The sequence below is a fragment of the Ralstonia sp. VS2407 genome (genome assembly GCF_052950655.1).
Map to the genome: position 1 here is coordinate 39,063 of NZ_JBRFVG010000010.1, position 18,320 is coordinate 57,382.

The following is an 18,320-nucleotide window of genomic DNA, read 5'->3' on the forward strand; positions in this document are numbered from 1 at the left end:
ATCACGTGCGGCGTGGTTCGTAGTGTTGATGGTCTTGTCATGGGAACGTCAGAGTCACGCGCGTGCCTGCGCTGGGTGCAGAATCAATCGCAATCGCTCCCCCGAACGATTGCATGATCCGCGTACAAAAAATCATGCCCATGCCGTTGCCGCCTTCTTCGGCGCGCGTTGTCACGGGGTCGATGGTCAGCCGAGCAAGGACGTCGGGCGCGATACCGGGGCCGTTGTCCTCAATCCGGATCATGTGCTGGGCGTTGCCGGCGTCCGGCACGCGGCTGGCAACGATTTGAAGCTTCGGCGCATTGGTGTGCCGCAGCGCCTGCAACGCGTTGCTCGTGAGCGACGAGAGCACCAGCATCACGCAGTTGGGCAGCGTCTGGATCGGAAAATCGTCTTCCACGCGGTACGACACCCATTCGCGCTGCGCGTTCGTGAACGGGTACGTGTCGAACAACGAGCGGATCAGCCCGCCCGCGCTGTTGGGCGTGGCCGCTGTGCCGGGCTTGCCGTACGTGTTGCGCACGGAGTTCAGGAACGTGGCGATGACGGAGAGGCAATAGCGCGCGTTGTCCTGCACGCGATCGGCCGCGCGGCCGATTTCGGGAAGGGCCCCGGGCGTGGGCTCGGTCTGGTCCACGCGCATGCGGATGCCGCGCGCAAAGTTGGAGATGGCGGCCAGCGGCGTGTTCAGCTCGTGCGCAAGAAAGGCCAGCGTTTCGTCGATTGCCATGAGGCGCTGGGTACGCAAGAGGCGGTCCTGGCGCAGTGCCAGCGCCTCCTGCAGCGAGCGCCGCACGTCTTCGGGCTGATAGGGCTTCTCCAGGATCTTGAACACGCGTCCGGTGTTCACGGCCTGGATCAGCAGGTCCTTGTCGGCATATGCGGTGACGAGGATGGTGGCGATGTCGCCGTATTCCGCATCGATGAAGCGCAGCAGTTCGGTGCCGTCGCCGCCCGGCATGCGGAAGTCCGTCAGGACCACGCTGATGCGCTCGTGCGAATCGCGCAGCACCGTCTTGGCCTCTTCGACGCTGTTGGCCGTCAGTACCTCGTAGCCGGCGCCGATCGTGCGCGCGAACCATTTGCAGGCTTGCGCTTCGTCGTCGACGTAGAGAATGGTGACGGTGTCCGGCGTGGTGTCCATGATGCGTCTACTCCGAGCGCGGCAGATCGAACGTGAAGCGCGCCCATTCGCCTTCCTGGCTCGTCACGGCCAGGGTGCCGCCATGACGCTGGATGACGCTGTAGCTGATCGACAGGCCGAGGCCCAGGCCCTTGCCGACATCGCGCGTGGTGAAGAACGGCTCGAACACGCGCGACAGGTTTTTCTCCGAGATGCCAGGGCCGTTATCAGTCACCACCACATGCAGGCGGTTGTCGATCCATTCGGCGGCAATCTCGATGCGTGGGTTCTCGCGCTGCACCTTTTGCATGGCAAGCGCCGCGTTCGACAAGAGGTTGATCAGCACGCCGATGATGGCCGCCTCATCTCCGCGCACGAGCGTGTCCGGCGGCAGTTTGCGTTCGAGGGTCACACCACGCAACTCGTGGCTGGTCAGGCGGATGGCAGAGTCAATGGCCTTTTCCGCCAGGAACGGCGCATTTGCCTCGCCTTTCTCGGGGCTCCGGTAGGCGAAGGTCTTCAGGTCCGACACGATGTGCTGCACACGCTGCATGCCTTCCTTGGCATCGGTCAGGCATTCGAGCAGCATCGGGCTGCCCTTGGCGGTCGGGTCTTCCTGCGCCACGGCGATCGCCATGAGGCAGAAGTTGACCGGGTTGTTGATCTCATGCAGCAGGCCCGCCGACAGCGTGCCGATGGCGGCCATCTTTTCCTGCTGCAGAAGCTGGCCCTTGATGTCGGTGAGATCCTGATTGGTCCGCGCGAGCTGCTCGTTCTTCTGTGCAACTTCTTCCTTGAGCCGGAAAAGCTGGAAGCGCCCGCGCTCATTGAAGTACGTGTACAGCGTGCTCGTCGCAATCGAGAACAGGATGAACAGCGAATGCACGATGAAGATTTCGCGCGACTGGATGCCGCCCGGATGCAACGTGCACGCAATCACCCAGAAGATATACGTGCAGGTGCCGAATAGCACGGCTTGCAGAAAGCCGATCGGCATCACCATGCCCACCGCGTAGATCGCCAGGTTCAGCCCCGAGTAATACGGAGAACTGGCGCCCTCGGTGTCGTAGATCATCCACGAGATCATGATCTGCGGACAGATCAGCCAGAAGAACGTCAGGCTCTGCACATGCTCTTCGCCCCAGCGCGTATACAGCACAAGCAGCGCGCCGAACATGATGAGCGACGTGATGACGCGCAGCGAGGCAAACAGCCAGAGCTTGTCCACATACATGCCGTAGTCCAGCCCGACGCCTGCCAGTACCAGCACGATGCCGGTCACGGCCGCCATGCGGCTGAAGACGAGCCGGAACTGCTTCAGCTCGGCTTGGTATCCGCGATGTGTAATGGGCTCCATGCGTGTTCCTGGGCAGCGGATTAAGCGGCGGATGTGGCAAGCCCGGCCACGCTGGCCTGGGCGAATACGTTAACGCCGGTCACGTCGGTATAGACACGTACGTCGTGCGAGCCTTCGGGCAGCAGCTCGGCCATCAGGGGTTCATCGCGATAGACGAGGTACCACTCCAGCACGTGTTCCATCACGAACCGCATCGGGTTGTTGCCGTGAACGTTGGTCGCGAGGATGGCACCGCCGCGGCGCGTGCGCGAAGCAAAGTAGGCAAGCAGCCGCTGGCAGACCTTGTTCGAGAGGTAGTCGAACAGGCCGGCGCAATACACCGCATCGCAATCGCCGGCTTGCGGACTGTCCGCCGTGATGCGGCGCTTGAGCAGTTGATGCACCGATTCATGCACGAAATCGACGGTGACGGTCTTGCGCGCGCGGTCCATCGCACGGCGCATCTGCTCGCGGGTGTAGTCGAGCGTTTCTTCGCTGAAGTCCACCAGTTCGAATGACAGCAACGTTGGTTCCGGATGCTGCTGAATGAAGCGCTGAATTTCCACCGCCGGCCCGCAGCCCACGTTGAGCACCTTGAACGTTCGGCCCGCCGCCTTGGCTTGGGCGGCCAGATCGCTCAGATACTGCACGAGAATGTCGATGCGGTTGCGGTGCGCCTCCGCCACATCCGTGCGCAGGAAGGCGGCGTTGACGATCTGGAAGTACGTGTTGGGCCCTTCGCGCGGGTCTGAGAGGATCTGGTTGACCATCTCGTAATCGCCCGCATAACCCAGCGGCTTGGTGTACGTGCGATAGATGAACGGCGCGCGCAACAGCAGCGGATGCAGCGCGGCTTGCGCGAACGTGCGGTGCGCCGGCGCAAGCTCCGCCTCGACCTTGCCTGCCTCCGACTCCAGCCCGTCCATGTAGCCCTTGAGCTTGAGCATGATCGGCTCGGCCAGCTCCTGGAAGACATCCATGCGCAGCTTGTTGTCCTCGCGCGGCAATGTCTTCGACAGATCCACCTGTTCCACCCAGCGCGACACTTCGGCCAGGAAGGCTCGCATCTCGTTGACGACGATCTGGTAGTCGCGGTGGATGCGGAACCGTTCCTGCCATTCCTGCACGAACGTTCGCGCTTCTTCGCCCACCGAGGCAGGCGTGTCGGCCACTTCCGACAGCTCGCGCCATTCGTCGATCAGCGTGAGCGAGACGACGGCGGTCAGACCCGTGTTCACCAGGCTGATCACCACCGCCTTGCCGAGATAGGCTTGCCGCGTCCCCATCTTGATCGCGAGTTCGGACAGCACCTCGCTCACCTGCACGATCGAGTAGGGGTTGTAGATCTCCATCACCAGGGCGCGCCGCTGCAGCGTGATGATGGTGCCGCGGACCTGCTGACCCTGTGAGTTACGGAAGCTGACCGCGGGATCGATTTGGTTGGGTGAGTACACGGTGCGAATTTGCCGGAGACTTCAGGGAAAACGTCTGCCAAGCGGGACGCTCACTCCAACAACCGCGCACTCGGAGTCGAACTGCGAATCCGGGCACCGCGAACACGGCGCGCCCCGCCGACACTGCCGGGCATGCCGCCGCATCAGTCGTGAAAGCGTGCTTGAAGCCGTCCGCAGACCGTGCGCAATACGCGCCAGCCCGGGCGTCTCTCGCCCAAACCCGCTCCGAGAAAATCGGGGAAGATGATCGACTGCAGCCGGCGCCTTCAGCACTGCTACCGCGGCACCTCTACTGCACGCCGATCAACAGCGTGGCAACGGGAATCGTGCAACCGTGAACCATGACCAGATTGGAACGATGCACTCCCCTGACATCCGCAACGCGCGCTGCTTGAACGCGCGGCCCGCTGCTGCATCCCAAATCGTCTCTCAAGGAGAATCCCGCACAGTAATGAACTCGGGGCGCCGTATCGTATGTTGCATGCCGGTACCCTCGTTCGCCATGATGCCGCAGCTATGCCACGCATGCATCAGGGCGATTCAGCCGGGCCATGCTCTGACGTCATGGCTACCGGATAACGCAATCGATTGTACTTGCCCAATGTGACCCACACAATGCGGAAACCCGCAGTGCAGAGCAAAGCGGAAACACCACCTCAGCGTGATTTGCGGCCGGTGAGCGCGTCCGGATCTTGTTTGTAGTTGGTGAGGAACTGGGTGTAACTGTAGACCTGTGCCGGCAGCAGGTGGCTGGGCATGTCGAACAGGGCGTAGTAGTACGGCTCGCGCCCCTGGCATACCTCCGCGGGCAAGCAATATTGTTCCCACTCCACACAGGCCGGGGTGTACATGCCGTCGCCGGGCCAGAAGAACGGGACGATCTGCTTGTCGTGCAGGCCCTTGAGCAGCGCATCGGGCGCGTTGTACGCCTCGGCGTTTTCCAGGTGCGTGAGCATGCTCGCGTTGGTCTCGATGACCATGAGCGTAGCGCGCCCATCGGCAGTGAGCAGCAGGACGCCGGCGGGGTGCGGATACAGGTAGTACTCGATGAAGCGGTAGCGCGAGGACAGCTCGCGCACGAGCCGTGTGATCGCCGGGTCCGAGAGAAAGCTGAACGAGTGGCGCGACAGCAGATCGCGCAATGTGCTCGACAGGTTGCTGAAATAGCGCACCTGCAGTGCTTCGATTTCCGCACTGAGCCGCTCCGCCATCGCCGGATTGTCTTTCTTGATGTAGCGGTCGATCAGGCCGTCGTTGAAACCCTGCACGGCGATGTTCTCGTCGGCCATGCCGGTGAGCAGGATCGTCATGCACGGCAGATCTTTGAGCTTGGCGCAGAACTCCAGCCCATTCATGCGCGGCATGGAGTAATCCACCACGATGACCGAGGGCTGAAGGAAGCGGTTGACCTCGTGAATCTGACGGTAGACGCGGTCGACGTCGAGTTGGATGGTGCGGCGCTCGGTTGAGAAGGTCAGATCATCGTGGGTGACGCGCACCGGCAGGAAGCCCGGCATGCGAAGCGAGTGCCACTGGCGCAGCCACGCCAGCGCCTCTTCCGGATCATTGAAGGCCAGCAGCGCACGCGATGGGTCCATCTGGAACCCGAGGCTTTCCACGAACGATTGGCTGTCGTCGACCACCACCGTCAGGGTAGGGTGGAAATAGACCGGCAGGGCGCTGTCCTGTTGCATACGTCGGGAGGAATCGGAAGAGGGCAGGGTGCAGCGCAAGGCCGGTGTGGCCGGCGCTGCCCGTTTTCACTACGTTACTGTCTGCCGCCGCCGGGAGCAAGCGGAACCCGTCTGACCTGACGACCCGTTGACGGCCGTCAGTGCACCGCTTTACTCGACAGATTTCACCATGTCTTCGACGACCTTTTTGGCATCGCCAAACACCATCATCGTCTTGTCCATGTAGAACAGCTCGTTGTCGAGCCCGGCGTAGCCGGCGTTCATCGAGCGCTTGTTCACGATGATCGTCTTGGCCTTGTAGGCTTCCAGGATCGGCATGCCGGCAATGGGCGACTTCGGATCGTTCTTGGCGGCCGGGTTGACCACGTCGTTGGCGCCCAGCACGAGCACCACGTCGGCCTGGCCGAACTCACCGTTGATGTCTTCCATCTCGAAGACCTGGTCGTACGGCACTTCGGCTTCGGCCAGCAGCACATTCATATGGCCCGGCATGCGGCCCGCGACCGGGTGGATCGCGTATTTGACCGTCACGCCCTTGTCCGACAGCTTTTCGGTCAGCTCCTTCAGGGCGTGCTGCGCGCGCGCCACCGCCAGGCCGTAGCCCGGAACGATGATGACCGTTTCGGCGTTGCCCATGAGGAAGGCTGCATCATCGGGCGAACCCGATTTGACCGGCCGCTGCTGCCCGCCGCCACCCGCTGCGGCTCCGGCGGAAGCCTCGGAACCGAAGCCGCCCAGGATCACGTTGAAGAACGACCGGTTCATCGCCTTGCACATGATGTAAGACAGAATTGCACCGGACGAACCCACCAGCGAGCCAGCGATGATCAGCATCGGGTTGTTGAGCGAGAAGCCGATGCCCGCCGCCGCCCAGCCCGAATACGAGTTCAGCATCGACACCACCACAGGCATGTCGGCGCCGCCGATCGGGATGATGATCAGCACACCCAGCACAAAGGCGATGGCCGTCATGATGATGAACGGCAGCCAGCTTTGGCTCAGGAAGAACAGGATGCCGAAGCCGAGCATGGCCACCGCCAGCAACAGGTTCAGCATGTGCTGGCCGGCAAACTGCACCGGCGCGCCCTGGAACAGTCGGAACTTGTACTTGCCCGACAGCTTGCCGAAGGCGATGACCGAGCCCGAGAACGTGATGGCGCCGACGAACGTGCCGATGAACAGCTCCACGCGGTTGCCCAGCGGCAGCACGTTGTCGCCGGCCATTGTGATGCCGAAGGCCGACGGCTCGGCCACGGCGGCCACGGCAATGCACACGGCGGCCAGACCGATCAGCGAGTGCATGGCGGCTACCAGCTCGGGCATCTTGGTCATTTCGACCGTGCGCGCCACATAGGCGCCGATGCCGCCGCCCACCACCAGGCCCGCGAAGATCAGGATGAAACCCGTGGAGGTGCCGCTCTCGGTGCCCGCAAACATCTCGGCCTTGAGCTTATAGATGAGCGCGATGGTCGTGACGGCGGCGATCGCCATGCCGGTCATGCCGAACGCGTTGCCGCGCCGCGCCGTGGTTGGGTGCGAAAGCCCCTTGAGCGCCTGGATGAAGCACACCGACGCCAGCAGATAGAGCAGGGTGACGAGGTTCATGCTCATTGCTTGGCTCCCTCGCTCTGGCCGCCCTTGGCCTTCGGCTCTTTCTTCTTGAACATCTCAAGCATGCGCTGGGTGACGAGGAAGCCGCCAAACACGTTGACCGCTGCCAATGCCACCGCCACCACGCCCATCGTGCGACCCAGGCCCGTCTGCGTCAGGCCGGCTGCCAGCATGGCGCCGACGATGATGATGGCCGAAATGGCATTCGTCACGGCCATCAGCGGCGTATGCAGCGCCGGCGTGACCGTCCAGACCACGTGGTAGCCGACGTAGATCGCCAGCACGAAGATGATCAGATTGATCACCGTGTGATTGACCAGCTCCATGAGTGCTCCTCCTCGCTTCTTGGTCGATGTGTGAAGCGGCCCTGTCATGCAGACACGGGCCGCCTGGCGCGTCAGGTTTCCTTGATGGCCTTGATCTTGTTGCCCTCGCCCAGTAGCACGACTTTGGGCTTGTAGCTGGCGACTTCTTCTTCGTTCATCGGCGCGTACGTGCAGATAATCAGCAGATCACCCACGTGGGCGCGGCGTGCAGCGGCACCGTTGAGCGAGATTTCGCCCGAGCCGCGTTTGCCCTTGATGATGTAAGTGGAGAAACGCTCGCCGTTGTTGACGTTGTACAGCTCGATCTTTTCGTATTCGCGCATGTCGGCGGCGTCGAGGAGGTCCTCGTCGATGCCGCAGGAGCCTTCGTAGTCGAGATCGGCCTGGGTGACCGTCGCGCGGTGCAGCTTGGCGCGAAGCATGTTGCGTTGCATGAAGCTTTCCTTGAAACAGAAATGAAATCGCCACTGGCGACCGCGCCGGGTTGTGACGCCCGGCAGGCCGCCGTCTCCGTTCTTATTTGGCGGCGCTCGTGGCTGCGGGAGCGCGCACCACCTGGCCGGCCTGACTGAGCAGGCAGGCGGCCACGATGTCGTCTTCGCGGTTGATGTTCAGGCCGCCATCCTTGTCGATGATCAGCTTGAGGAAATCGAGCACGTTGCGGGCGTAGAGGGCAGAGGCATCGGCCGCCACCATCGACGGGAGGTTGGTATAGCCCACCAGCGTGACGCCGTGCTTGACGACCACGCGGTCGGCTTCGGTCAGCGGGCAGTTGCCGCCTTGCGCCGCCGCCAGATCGACGACGACCGAGCCCGGCTTCATCGCCTGCACGGTGGCTTCGGACAGGAGCGTTGGCGCGCGGCGGCCCGGGATCAGCGCCGTGGTGATGACGATGTCGGCCTGGGTTGCGCGCGTGTGCACGAGTTCAGCCTGGCGGCGCATCCAGTCGGGCGGCATCGGGCGGGCATAGCCGCCGACGCCCTGGGCGATCTCTCGCTCTTCGTCCGTCAGGAACGGCACGTCGAGAAACTTGGCGCCCAGCGATTCGATCTGCTCTTTCACAGCCGGGCGCACATCGGACGCCTCAATGACGGCACCCAGGCGCTTGGCCGTGGCGATGGCCTGCAGACCGGCCACCCCGGCGCCGAGGATCAACACGCGCGCGGCTTTTACCGTGCCGGCGGCCGTCATCAGCATCGGCATGAAGCGCTGGTAATGGTTGGCCGCCACCATCACGGCCTTGTAGCCGGCGATGTTGGCCTGGGAGGAGAGCACGTCCATGCTCTGCGCGCGCGTGGTGCGCGGCGCGGCTTCCAGCGCGAACGCGGTGACGTTGGCAGCAGCGAGGCGGGCCGTGTTCTCGTCATCGAACGGGTTGAGCATGCCGACAAGCACCGCGCCCGGCTGCATCTGCGCCAGTTCGGCGGCTTCCGGCGAGCGCACCTTCAACACGATCTGCGCGCCGAGCGCCTCGGCCGCGGTGCCGATCTTGGCGCCGGCCGCGACATATGCGTCGTCGGGCTGGGCGGCGGCCACGCCGGCACCCGATTGCACCGTCACCTGATGGCCAAGCGCCACGTACTTTTTCACCGTTTCCGGGGTCGCGGCAACGCGCGTCTCGTCCGCCCGCGTCTCCTGCGGGATGCCGATGTGCATCGTGTTCTCTCCTCGCTGATTATGTTTAGGATGCGCGCGAAGTGAACGAAGGCGCGCTGGATCAGGATCGACGTGCAGCTTACCCGAACTTTTTGGCGCACGGACGCTCATCGAATGCCATGTCGAATATCCAAACCGACATGGAATGCGGGTCGATCCTGCGCAAACGTGTGCTCAATTGTTCACAACTGCCGGGCAGGCGGTATGTGCCTGTCCCAACGCCACTGGCGAGCGGGGAGAGCAGCCTCCAGCTACAATAACGCCTTGTTTTTGTTGCCTTTTTGCCATGAACCAAGCTGTCCGCTGGAAACCCAGTGTTACCGTTGCCGCCGTCATCGAACAAGAGGGGCGTTTTCTGCTGGTTGAGGAGCACACCGATGTCGGCTTGCGTCTGAACCAGCCTGCCGGCCATCTCGACCCGGACGAAAGCCTGGTCGACGCCGTCGCGCGCGAGGCGATGGAAGAAACCGCGTACAGCTTTGTGCCGACCGCCCTCCTGGGCTGCTACATGGCGCAGTTCCAACCGCCGCAGGGGGATCCGATCACCTATGTGCGGATGGCATTTACTGGCGAGCTTGGCCCCCAAGACCCGCGCCGCACGCTGGACGACGGCATCGTCCGCACCGTGTGGATGACGCCGGATGAAATCCGCGCCAGCCGCGAGCGCCATCGCAGCCCGCTGCTGCTCGCCTGCGTGGAAGACTACCTGGCCGGCAAGCGCTATCCGCTCGACGTCATCCACACGCACGCCAGTGTGTACGGGCTGGGAGGGCAGCCATGAGCAAGAAGCGCATCGTCGTCGGGATGTCCGGCGGGGTGGATTCGTCCGTCACGGCGTGGCTGCTCAAACAGCAGGGCTACGACGTTGTCGGCCTGTTCATGAAGAACTGGGAAGACGATGACGACAGCGAGTACTGCTCGACCCGACAGGACTGGATCGACGTGGTATCGGTGGCCGACCTGATCGGCGTCGACGTGGAAGCTGTCAACTTTGCCGCCGAGTACAAGGACCGCGTATTTGCGGACTTCCTGCGCGAATATTCGGCCGGCCGCACGCCCAATCCCGACGTGCTGTGCAACGCAGAGATCAAGTTCAAGGCCTTCCTAGATCACGCGATGGCCCTTGGCGCCGACACGATCGCGACCGGGCACTACGCCCGCGTGCGCGAGGTTGACGGCCGCTTCGAACTCCTCAAGGCGTTCGACCACACGAAAGACCAGAGCTATTTCCTGCACCGGCTGAACCAGGCACAGCTCTCGCGCACGCTCTTCCCGCTGGGCGAGATGCCGAAGACGAAGGTGCGTGAGATTGCCGCCGAGATTGGCCTGCCCAACGCCAAGAAGAAGGATTCCACCGGCATCTGCTTTATTGGTGAGCGGCCGTTCCGCGATTTTCTCAACCGCTACCTGCCGACCAAGCCCGGTCCGATCAAGACGCCGGACGGCAAGACCATCGGCGAGCACATCGGCCTGGCGTTCTACACATTGGGACAGCGCAAGGGCATCGGCATCGGCGGCAGCCGCGACGGTAACGGCGACGCCTGGTACGTGGCGCGCAAGGACATGGCGGCCAACACGTTGTACGTGGTGCAGGGTCATGACCACCCGTGGCTGCTCGCGCACACCGTGCACGCCGATGATCTGAGCTGGGTGGCCGGCCACGCGCCCGCCGAAGGCACCCATCTTGGCGCCAAGACGCGTTACCGCCAGGCGGATGCACCTTGCACGGTCGAACGCGCCGCCGATGGCGCGCTCACGCTGACCTTCCCCGAGGCGCAGTGGGCGGTTACGCCGGGTCAATCCGCTGTGCTGTATGAGGGTGAGATCTGCCTGGGCGGCGGCATTATTTCGGCGGCTGAACCGGCTGTCGTGGAAAAAGCGGTCGCCTGATCGGTTTTTGCAACACTGCGTTGTGCTGGCTGCGGCTGTTGCAGCACTCGTTTAAGCTTGCGCCCTGATTTGTCTCACACAGGGTTGGTCATGCTGCCACGTCGCTACTGGGCCTTCGCGGGCGTTGTGCTGTTGTTTGCCGTCACCGCGGGGTATGCGGTAGCAGGGCGTCTGCATTGGGTGTGCGCGGTCATTCCGGGCATGTTCGTCATCCTGGGCGTGCACGACATCACGCAGACGCGCCACTCGGTGCTGCGCAACTACCCACTCTGGGGCCATTTCCGCTTCCTGTTCGAGTTCATTCGTCCGGAAATCCGCCAGTATTTCGTTGAAGACGACACCGACGAAAAACCGTTCTCGCGCGCCCAGCGCAGCATCGTGTATCAGCGCGCCAAGGGCGAAGTCGATAGCCGTCCGTTTGGTACCGAAGTCGATGTGAAGGTGGCGGGGCACGAATGGATCGGCCACTCGCTGGCGCCCACGCGCATTGCCTCGTCGGACTTTCGCGTGATGGTGGGCGAGGGCCGCGCCAAGCCGTATTCGATGTCGGTGTTCAACATCTCGGCGATGAGCTTCGGGGCGCTATCGGGCAATGCCATTCGCGCGCTCAACCGTGGCGCGAGGCTCGGCAACTTCATCCATGACACCGGCGAGGGATCGATCTCGCCATACCACCGTGAAGAAGGCGGCGACCTGATTTGGGAAGTCGCCTCCGGCTACTTCGGCTGCCGCGACGCCAATGGCCGGTTTGATCCGGACCGCTTTGCCGAACAGGCGCGCAGCCCGCAGGTGAAGATGATCGAGGTGAAGCTGTCGCAGGGCGCCAAGCCGGGCCACGGTGGCGTCTTGCCTGCCGCCAAGGTGACGCCCGAGATTGCGGCCACGCGCGGCATTCAGATCGGCAAGGACTGCATTTCGCCCGCCGCGCATTCGGAGTTCAGCACGCCGCTGGGTTTGCTGCAGTTTGTGGACCGGCTGCGCACGCTATCCGGCGGCAAGCCCACTGGCTTCAAGCTCTGCATCGGGCATCCGTGGGAGTTCTTCGGCATCGTCAAAGCGATGCTCGAGTCGGGCATCTTGCCGGACTTCATCGTCGTTGACGGCGCGGAGGGCGGCACGGGCGCGGCACCGCTCGAATTCACAGACCACGTCGGCACGCCGCTGCAGGAGGGACTGCTGCTGGTGCACAACACGCTGGTCGGCACCAACCTGCGCGACAAGATCAAGATTGGCGCGTCGGGCAAGATCGTCACGGCGTTCGACGTGGCCCGCACGCTGGCGATGGGTGCCGACTGGTGCAACGCTGCGCGCGGCTTCATGTTTGCGCTCGGTTGCATCCAGGCGCAGAAGTGCCACACCGACCGCTGCCCGACTGGCGTAGCAACGCAAGATCCGTCTCGGCAGAAGGCGCTTGTGGTGCCCGACAAGGCCGAGCGCGTGCATCAATATCACGCACACACGATGCACGCGCTGCTGGAGCTGACGCAGGCCGCAGGCTTGCAGCATCCGGCGGATTTCCGTGCGCACCACATCGTGCGGCGCGTGTCGGGCAACGAGGTGCAGTTGCTTTCCGCGCTGCTCAAGTACTTGGAACCCGGCGACCTGCTCGCCGGGCGGTATCGCTTTCAGCTGTACGAACGCTACTGGCCGATGGCCCAGGCCGAGCGGTTTGATCCGGTGGCCGTGTAAGGCCCGGGAGTTTCTGTTGTTACTGCGGCTGGGTTTCCATGAAACTCGGCCGCTTTTCAATGCGCGCGTAGAACGTCGCCAGGTTGGCGTGACGTTCGCGCCAGTCGATCTGCGGTTGGCGGAAATCCAGGTAGGCAAGCGCGCAGCCGACGGCGATGTCGGCCAGCGTCAGGTGATTGCCGTTGCACCAGGTCTTGTCAGCCAGGCCTTGCGACATGGCTTGCAGTGCCTGATCGATCTTGTGGGTCTGGCGCGCGAGCCACGTTTCGCTGCGCTGTTCCGGCGTGCGCTGCGTATGTTCGATGCGCAGCATGAGCGCCGCGTCGAGCAGGCCGTCGGCCAGCGCCTCCCAGCAGCGCACTTCCACGCGTTCGCGGCTGGAGGGCGGAATGAGGCGCGCCACCGGCGACAGCGTATCGGCGTATTCCGCAATCACGCGCGAGTCGAAGAGAGCGCCGCCGTCGTCCATCACCAGGCAGGGCACCTTGCCCAGCGGGTTGAACTGGTGGATCTGCGTACTTGCGCTCCACACGTCTTCCAGCACGAACTGGTAGTCGATTTTCTTTTCAGCCAGGACGACGCGCACCTTGCGGGTGTACGGGCTGGCGTGCGATCCGATCAGTTTCATAGGCATGTCATGTTGGAGGCCGAAGTATAGCTGCGCACTTTCCCGAGTGCGCTGCGCGGCGCCTGAACCCAACTCAACCAAACGGAGGCTTGCCTTAGGCCGGATTGGCCGTGAAAGACAGGTGCCGGGTGGTAAAATCGCGGGCTCGCTTGGGTGCGCATATGCACCTTGGTTCAACGCGCAACGCCGCGTCCGGGTTGTCCGGATTGAGATTCCCTTCACATTTTTTCCCGCCTGCCATGTCGTCGCTTTCTGCCCTGACCGCTCTGTCTCCCATCGATGGCCGCTACGCTGCCAAGGCCGATCCGCTGCGCGAGTGGCTGTCGGAAGCCGCTTTCATGCGCAATCGCGTGAAGGTGGAGGTGCACTGGTTGATCGCCCTGTCGCAGGCCGGCCTGGCCGAGATCCCGCGTTTCTCGGCGGCCGCCGAGGGCGCCCTGTTGGCCCTGGTCGAAAACTTTGCCGAGGCAGACGCCGCCCGCATCAAAGAGATCGAAGCCGTCACCAACCATGACGTGAAGGCCGTCGAATACTGGATGAAGGAGCGCGCGCGCGGCAACGCCGAGCTGGAAGCCGCCAGCGAGTTCATCCACTTCGCCTGCACGTCGGAAGACATCAACAACACCTCGCACGGGATGATGCTCAAGGGCGCGCGCGACACCGTGATCGTGCCGACGCTGCGCCGTGTGCAGGCGCGCCTGGTGGAACTTGCCCACGCCAACGCCGATGTGCCGATGCTCTCGCGCACGCATGGCCAGCCGGCCAGCCCGACCACGCTGGGCAAGGAAATGGCCAACGTGGCCGCCCGCCTGGACCGCGCCATCCGCCGCATCGAAGCCGTGGAGCTGCTGGGCAAGATGAACGGCGCCGTGGGCAACTACAACGCGCATCTGTCGGCGTATCCGTCGCTCGACTGGGAAGCCTTCTCGAAGAACGTGATCGAGACCCGTCTGGGCCTGACGTTCAACCCGTACACGATCCAGATCGAACCGCACGACTACATGGCCGAGCTGTTCGACGCCGTGGCGCGCGCCAACACGATCATCCTGGATCTGGACCGCGACGTCTGGGGCTACATCTCGCAGGGCTACTTCAAGCAGAAGACCAAGGCCGGCGAGATCGGCTCGTCGACCATGCCGCACAAGGTCAACCCGATCGACTTCGAAAATTCTGAAGGCAACGTCGGCCTGGCCAACGCGGTGCTGCGTCATCTGTCGGAAAAGCTGCCCGTGTCGCGTTGGCAGCGTGACCTGACCGATTCGACCGTGCTGCGCAACATCGGCGTGGCCTTCGGCTATAGCCTGCTGGCCTACGACGCGTGCCTGCGCGGTTTGGGCAAGTTGGAAACCAACCCGGCCCGCTTGGCCGAAGACCTGGACGCCTGCTGGGAAGTGCTGGCCGAGCCGGTGCAGACCGTGATGCGCCGCTACGGCATCGCCAATCCGTACGAGCAGCTCAAGGAACTGACGCGCGGCAAGGGCATTTCGCGCGAGGCGCTGCGTGAGTTCATCGGCACGCTGGCGATTCCCGAAGACGCCCGCAAGCTGCTGCTCGACATGACCCCCGGTAGCTACATCGGCAAGGCGGAAGAACTGGCACGCCGTATCGCCTGATTGTTTCAAAAATTTGGTGGTGCCGTGTGAAGAACGGCCCGCTCTCGAATCCGGGGGCGGGCCGTTTTGCTTGGTGGCTTCCGAAGAACCTTTTACCCAGCCGCTCGCATTGATGTGCCTGGTCAATCAAAAAATTTGAATTTCTTGATGAACTTAGGGCTGCCTTGGCCGGTCGGATCGCGCAAATAATGCACAATCGTTTGGCGTCGTGGTCATACCCACAGGCGCCGCCTACTGAGCGCTCCAAAATACCGAGGGAACCGATGTCACAAGCCGCCCACTCGAATCTCGCCATGCGCGGCGCCGCTGACCACGGCGCCTATGCCAAACCCGCGATTGCGATGCACTGGATCGTCGCTCTGCTGATCTTCGCGGCCTTTGGGCTCGGTCTGTACATGACCGATATCCCCGGCTTTACGCCCACCAAGCTGAAGCTGTTCTCGTACCACAAGTGGATCGGCATCACTGTGCTGATCTTTGCGGTGCTCCGTGTGCTGTGGCGCCTGACGCACCCCGCCCCAGGGCCCGTGCCGGGCATGCCGAAGTGGCAGCACGCTGCCGCGGAAGCCGCACACGTCGGGCTGTATCTGCTGATTCTTGCTGTGCCGTTGACCGGTTATCTGCTGAGCGTCGCAGCCGGCGTCAAGGTCGTCTATCTCGGCCTGTGGGAACTGCCGATGCCATTCGACAAGAGCGATGCGCTGAAGGACATCTTCAGCATGGCGCACGAATGGCTGAACTGGAGCATGGCGGCCATCGTCGTGCTGCACATTCTGGCTGCGCTCAAGCACCACGTCGTCGATCGTGACGGCACGCTGCGCCGCATGGCGCCTTTCCTCCGCTGATCTCCAAACGCGCCGCTGCACGGTGTGCCGGCGCTCTGCCTTTCCATCCTGACCAAGACTGCCGGCATGACCCGGCCTGACCGAAGGAGTCTGATGATGAAACGTTTTGTGCGCCCCCGCGCCATTGCCCTGGTTGCTGCCGGCGCGCTGTCGATCGCTGCCGTATCGGTATCGGCCATCGCCCAGGTGGATGCCGCCAAGAGCAGCGTCACCGCCACCGGCAAGCAGCTCGGTGTGCCGATGGACATCAAGTTCGGCAAGTTCGACGCCGCCGTCAATTACAACCCGGCCAACCTGGCTGCATCGACGGCCAAGGTCGACATCGATGTCACCAGCGTCGACGTGGGCAGCAAGGAATACAACGACGAACTGAAGAAGAAGGATTGGTTCGACACGGCCAAGTATCCGAAGGCAACGTTCGTGTCGTCCGCGTTCAAGCCCGGCGCGGGTGGCAAGGTGGATGTGGTCGGCAAGCTGACCATCAAGGGCATCACGCAGGACGTGACGGCACCCGTGACGTTCAAGCAGGAAGGCGCCAATCAGATCTTTGAAGGTGCGCTGCCGGTCAAGCGCAACGTATTCAAGGTGGGTGATGGTGAGTGGAAGGATACGTCGGTCGTCTCGGACGACGTGACGATCAAGTTCCGCGTTGTCATCGCCAAGAAGTAACCAGAAGTCTCAATCCAACGTTTTTCGGCCCCCGTGTGCCGCTTTTATTCCGCAGGAGTTCTCATGAAATTGCGTACCCTCGTTGCCGCACTGTCGGCCTTTGCTGCCACTGCCGCCTTTGCTGCACCGGCCACGTACCAGCTGGATCCGAGCCACACCTACCCGAGCTTCGAAGCGGACCACATGGGCGGTCTGTCGAAGTGGCGCGGCAAGTTCGAGAAGTCCAGCGGCACCGTGACGCTGGATCGCGCCGCCAAGACCGGCAGCATTGACGTGACCGTGCAGACCGACAGCATCGACTTCGGTCTCGCCAAGATGAACGAGCACGCCAAGAGCGCCGAGATTTTCGACGTGGCCAAGTACCCGACCGCCACGTTCAAGGGCAACTTCACGAAGTTCAAGGGCGACGTGCCGACCGAAGCCGAAGGCCAGTTGACGCTGCACGGCGTGACCAAGCCGGCTAAGCTGGAAATCGACGCGTTCAAGTGCATGCAGCATCCGATGCTCAAGCGTGAAGTCTGCGGCGCCGATGCCGAAATGAAGTTCAAGCGCGACGACTTCGGCGTCGACTACGGCAAGGCCTACGGTTTCAACATGGAAACCAAGCTCAAGATCCAGGTGGAAGGCATCAAGCAAGACGCCAGCGTAGCGCAGCAATAAGCCTGGCAAACGTCACAGCTCACAGCCAAAGAAAAAGCCCCGCAGTTGCGGGGCTTTTTTGTTGCCCGAAGAATGAGTCCTCCGGGCAGTGCGGAGCGGTCTCTTCAGACCTGCGCGCCGAAGTTGGGATCGTCTTCTTTCGGGCCGCCGGCCTTCTTTTCAGACTTGACCAGGTCTTCGCGCTTGACGCCCAGCCACATGCACAGCGCGGCTGCCACAAACACCGAAGAGTAGATGCCGAACAGAATACCGATCGTCAGGGCCAGAGCGAAGTAGTGCAGCGTCGGGCCGCCGAACACCAGCATCGACACCACCATCATTTCGGTCGAGCCGTGGGTGATGATCGTTCGCGAGATGGTGCTGGTAATCGCGTGATCGATGACCTCGTGCGTATTCATCTTGCGGTACTTGCGGAACGCTTCGCGGATCCGGTCGAAAATCACCACGGATTCGTTGACCGAATAGCCCAGCACCGCCAGCACCCCCGCCAGCACCGACAGTGAGAACTCCCACTGGAAGAAGGCGAAGAAGCCCAGGATGATCACGACGTCGTGCAGGTTGGCGATCACGCCCGCCACGGCAAACTTCCACTCGAAGCGGATCGACAGGTAGATCACGATGCCGATCACCACGAACAGCAGCGCCAGCAGGCCGTCCGTGGCCAGCTCCTTGCCGACCTGCGGGCCGACGAACTCGACACGCTGCAGCTTGGCGTCAGGGTTGGCGGCATTCAAGGCCGTCATCACCTGTTGGCTTTGCACGGCCGAGGCGATGGGCTTGCCGTCCGGACCGTTCTTGAGCGGCAGGCGGATCATCACGTCGCGCGAGGTGCCGAAGTTCTGCACCTGGGCGTCGGCATAGCCGAGCTTTTCAACGTCACCGCGGATCTTCGGTAGATCGGCGGCCTGGGTGTAAGCGACTTCCATCACCGTACCGCCAGTGAACTCCACCGACAGGTGCAGCCCCTTGTGGAACAGGAAGAAGACAGCGGCGATAAACGTCAGGAACGACAGCGCGTTGAGGATCAACGCGTGCTTCATGAACGGAATGTCGCGGCGGATGCGGAAAAACTCCATGGTCTGCCCTTTGTGGCGACCGCCCCTGTAATGCCGGGGGCGGTGCCGGT

At 62.9% G+C, this 18,320-nt stretch carries 17 protein-coding genes; 7 read left to right on the forward strand and 10 right to left on the reverse strand.

The window, feature by feature from the left end; all coding sequences use genetic code 11:
• Positions 1 to 37 precede the first annotated feature (37 nt).
• The 8 genes from phcR to ACU8YE_RS16895 form a co-directional block, all read right to left on the reverse strand.
• On the reverse strand, positions 38 to 1,144 hold the full coding sequence (gene phcR, locus ACU8YE_RS16860; protein ID WP_260802153.1) for a two-component system hybrid sensor histidine kinase/response regulator PhcR: 1,107 nt from the start codon (positions 1,142 to 1,144) through the stop codon (positions 38 to 40).
• 7 nt (positions 1,145 to 1,151) lie between these two features.
• On the reverse strand, positions 1,152 to 2,480 hold the full coding sequence (gene phcS / locus ACU8YE_RS16865; protein WP_045202594.1) for a two-component system sensor histidine kinase PhcS: 1,329 nt from the start codon (positions 2,478 to 2,480) through the stop codon (positions 1,152 to 1,154).
• Between the two features lie 20 nt (positions 2,481 to 2,500).
• On the reverse strand, positions 2,501 to 3,913 hold the full coding sequence (gene phcB / locus ACU8YE_RS16870; RefSeq protein WP_260802152.1) for a class I SAM-dependent methyltransferase PhcB: 1,413 nt from the start codon (positions 3,911 to 3,913) through the stop codon (positions 2,501 to 2,503).
• Between the two features lie 656 nt (positions 3,914 to 4,569).
• Positions 4,570 to 5,607, reverse strand: coding sequence for a response regulator (locus ACU8YE_RS16875; protein ID WP_260802151.1), 1,038 nt, complete (start codon positions 5,605 to 5,607; stop codon positions 4,570 to 4,572).
• 150 nt (positions 5,608 to 5,757) lie between these two features.
• Entirely contained in the window at positions 5,758 to 7,218 is a 1,461-nt protein-coding gene (locus ACU8YE_RS16880; RefSeq protein ID WP_260802150.1) for an NAD(P)(+) transhydrogenase (Re/Si-specific) subunit beta, read from the reverse strand.
• Positions 7,215 to 7,544 (reverse strand): NAD(P) transhydrogenase subunit alpha, encoded by a 330-nt coding sequence (locus ACU8YE_RS16885; protein WP_024979075.1) that lies wholly within the window; start codon positions 7,542 to 7,544, stop codon positions 7,215 to 7,217. The genes ACU8YE_RS16880 and ACU8YE_RS16885 overlap by 4 nt, the downstream gene beginning before the upstream one ends.
• Before the next feature lie 71 nt (positions 7,545 to 7,615).
• Entirely contained in the window at positions 7,616 to 7,978 is a 363-nt protein-coding gene (gene panD / locus ACU8YE_RS16890; RefSeq protein ID WP_009241493.1) for an aspartate 1-decarboxylase, read from the reverse strand.
• A gap of 82 nt (positions 7,979 to 8,060) precedes the next feature.
• On the reverse strand, positions 8,061 to 9,200 hold the full coding sequence (locus tag ACU8YE_RS16895; protein WP_322017587.1) for a Re/Si-specific NAD(P)(+) transhydrogenase subunit alpha: 1,140 nt from the start codon (positions 9,198 to 9,200) through the stop codon (positions 8,061 to 8,063).
• A 286-nt stretch (positions 9,201 to 9,486) separates the two neighbouring features.
• Between ACU8YE_RS16895 and ACU8YE_RS16900 the strand changes: the two genes are divergently transcribed.
• From ACU8YE_RS16900 to ACU8YE_RS16910, 3 genes are all read left to right on the forward strand, one after another.
• On the forward strand, positions 9,487 to 9,981 hold the full coding sequence (locus tag ACU8YE_RS16900) for an NUDIX hydrolase (protein ID WP_260802148.1): 495 nt from the start codon (positions 9,487 to 9,489) through the stop codon (positions 9,979 to 9,981).
• Complete coding sequence (gene mnmA, locus ACU8YE_RS16905) at positions 9,978 to 11,090, forward strand: tRNA 2-thiouridine(34) synthase MnmA (protein WP_260802147.1); 1,113 nt, start codon at positions 9,978 to 9,980, stop codon at positions 11,088 to 11,090. Before ACU8YE_RS16900 ends, mnmA begins: the two co-directional genes overlap by 4 nt.
• Positions 11,091 to 11,180: 90 nt before the next feature.
• Complete coding sequence (locus ACU8YE_RS16910) at positions 11,181 to 12,779, forward strand: FMN-binding glutamate synthase family protein (RefSeq protein WP_446929219.1); 1,599 nt, start codon at positions 11,181 to 11,183, stop codon at positions 12,777 to 12,779.
• Between the two features lie 19 nt (positions 12,780 to 12,798).
• On the opposite strand, the gene ACU8YE_RS16915 is transcribed toward ACU8YE_RS16910, so the two are convergent.
• Positions 12,799 to 13,407: a glutathione S-transferase gene (locus ACU8YE_RS16915; RefSeq protein ID WP_232040979.1), complete on the reverse strand. Its 609-nt coding sequence runs from the start codon at positions 13,405 to 13,407 to the stop codon at positions 12,799 to 12,801.
• A gap of 239 nt (positions 13,408 to 13,646) precedes the next feature.
• Here ACU8YE_RS16915 and purB point away from each other — a divergent pair, with 239 nt between their 5' ends.
• From purB to ACU8YE_RS16935, 4 genes are all read left to right on the forward strand, one after another.
• Positions 13,647 to 15,020 (forward strand): adenylosuccinate lyase, encoded by a 1,374-nt coding sequence (gene purB, locus ACU8YE_RS16920; RefSeq protein WP_322017592.1) that lies wholly within the window; start codon positions 13,647 to 13,649, stop codon positions 15,018 to 15,020.
• 263 nt (positions 15,021 to 15,283) lie between these two features.
• Positions 15,284 to 15,865, forward strand: coding sequence for a cytochrome b (locus tag ACU8YE_RS16925; protein ID WP_232040977.1), 582 nt, complete (start codon positions 15,284 to 15,286; stop codon positions 15,863 to 15,865).
• 96 nt (positions 15,866 to 15,961) lie between these two features.
• A complete protein-coding gene (locus ACU8YE_RS16930) occupies positions 15,962 to 16,534 on the forward strand; it encodes a YceI family protein (protein ID WP_232043047.1) in 573 nt (190 codons plus the stop codon).
• 63 nt (positions 16,535 to 16,597) lie between these two features.
• Positions 16,598 to 17,194 (forward strand): YceI family protein, encoded by a 597-nt coding sequence (locus tag ACU8YE_RS16935; RefSeq protein WP_232040976.1) that lies wholly within the window; start codon positions 16,598 to 16,600, stop codon positions 17,192 to 17,194.
• Between the two features lie 104 nt (positions 17,195 to 17,298).
• Here the strand turns inward: ACU8YE_RS16935 and secF are convergent, their stop codons facing one another.
• Positions 17,299 to 18,270, reverse strand: coding sequence for a protein translocase subunit SecF (gene secF, locus ACU8YE_RS16940; protein ID WP_232040975.1), 972 nt, complete (start codon positions 18,268 to 18,270; stop codon positions 17,299 to 17,301).
• Between the last annotated feature and the right edge of the window lie 50 nt (positions 18,271 to 18,320).

Excerpts from the sequence above, each read along its gene's own strand:
- ACU8YE_RS16885 (WP_024979075.1), bottom strand. The coding sequence starts at position 7,544 with ATGGAGCTGGTCAATCACACGGTGATCAATCTGATCATCTTCGTGCTG.
- ACU8YE_RS16880 (WP_260802150.1), bottom strand. The coding sequence starts at position 7,218 with ATGAGCATGAACCTCGTCACCCTGCTCTATCTGCTGGCGTCGGTGTGC.
- ACU8YE_RS16935 (WP_232040976.1), top strand. The coding sequence starts at position 16,598 with ATGAAATTGCGTACCCTCGTTGCCGCACTGTCGGCCTTTGCTGCCACT.
- phcS (WP_045202594.1), bottom strand. The coding sequence starts at position 2,480 with ATGGAGCCCATTACACATCGCGGATACCAAGCCGAGCTGAAGCAGTTC.
- ACU8YE_RS16895 (WP_322017587.1), bottom strand. The coding sequence starts at position 9,200 with ATGCACATCGGCATCCCGCAGGAGACGCGGGCGGACGAGACGCGCGTT.
- secF (WP_232040975.1), bottom strand. The coding sequence starts at position 18,270 with ATGGAGTTTTTCCGCATCCGCCGCGACATTCCGTTCATGAAGCACGCG.
- mnmA (WP_260802147.1), top strand. The coding sequence starts at position 9,978 with ATGAGCAAGAAGCGCATCGTCGTCGGGATGTCCGGCGGGGTGGATTCG.
- phcR (WP_260802153.1), bottom strand. The coding sequence starts at position 1,144 with ATGGACACCACGCCGGACACCGTCACCATTCTCTACGTCGACGACGAA.
- purB (WP_322017592.1), top strand. The coding sequence starts at position 13,647 with ATGTCGTCGCTTTCTGCCCTGACCGCTCTGTCTCCCATCGATGGCCGC.
- ACU8YE_RS16915 (WP_232040979.1), bottom strand. The coding sequence starts at position 13,407 with ATGAAACTGATCGGATCGCACGCCAGCCCGTACACCCGCAAGGTGCGC.
- ACU8YE_RS16875 (WP_260802151.1), bottom strand. The coding sequence starts at position 5,607 with ATGCAACAGGACAGCGCCCTGCCGGTCTATTTCCACCCTACCCTGACG.
- ACU8YE_RS16925 (WP_232040977.1), top strand. The coding sequence starts at position 15,284 with ATGTCACAAGCCGCCCACTCGAATCTCGCCATGCGCGGCGCCGCTGAC.
- panD (WP_009241493.1), bottom strand. The coding sequence starts at position 7,978 with ATGCAACGCAACATGCTTCGCGCCAAGCTGCACCGCGCGACGGTCACC.
- ACU8YE_RS16900 (WP_260802148.1), top strand. The coding sequence starts at position 9,487 with ATGAACCAAGCTGTCCGCTGGAAACCCAGTGTTACCGTTGCCGCCGTC.
- ACU8YE_RS16910 (WP_446929219.1), top strand. The coding sequence starts at position 11,181 with ATGCTGCCACGTCGCTACTGGGCCTTCGCGGGCGTTGTGCTGTTGTTT.
- ACU8YE_RS16930 (WP_232043047.1), top strand. The coding sequence starts at position 15,962 with ATGAAACGTTTTGTGCGCCCCCGCGCCATTGCCCTGGTTGCTGCCGGC.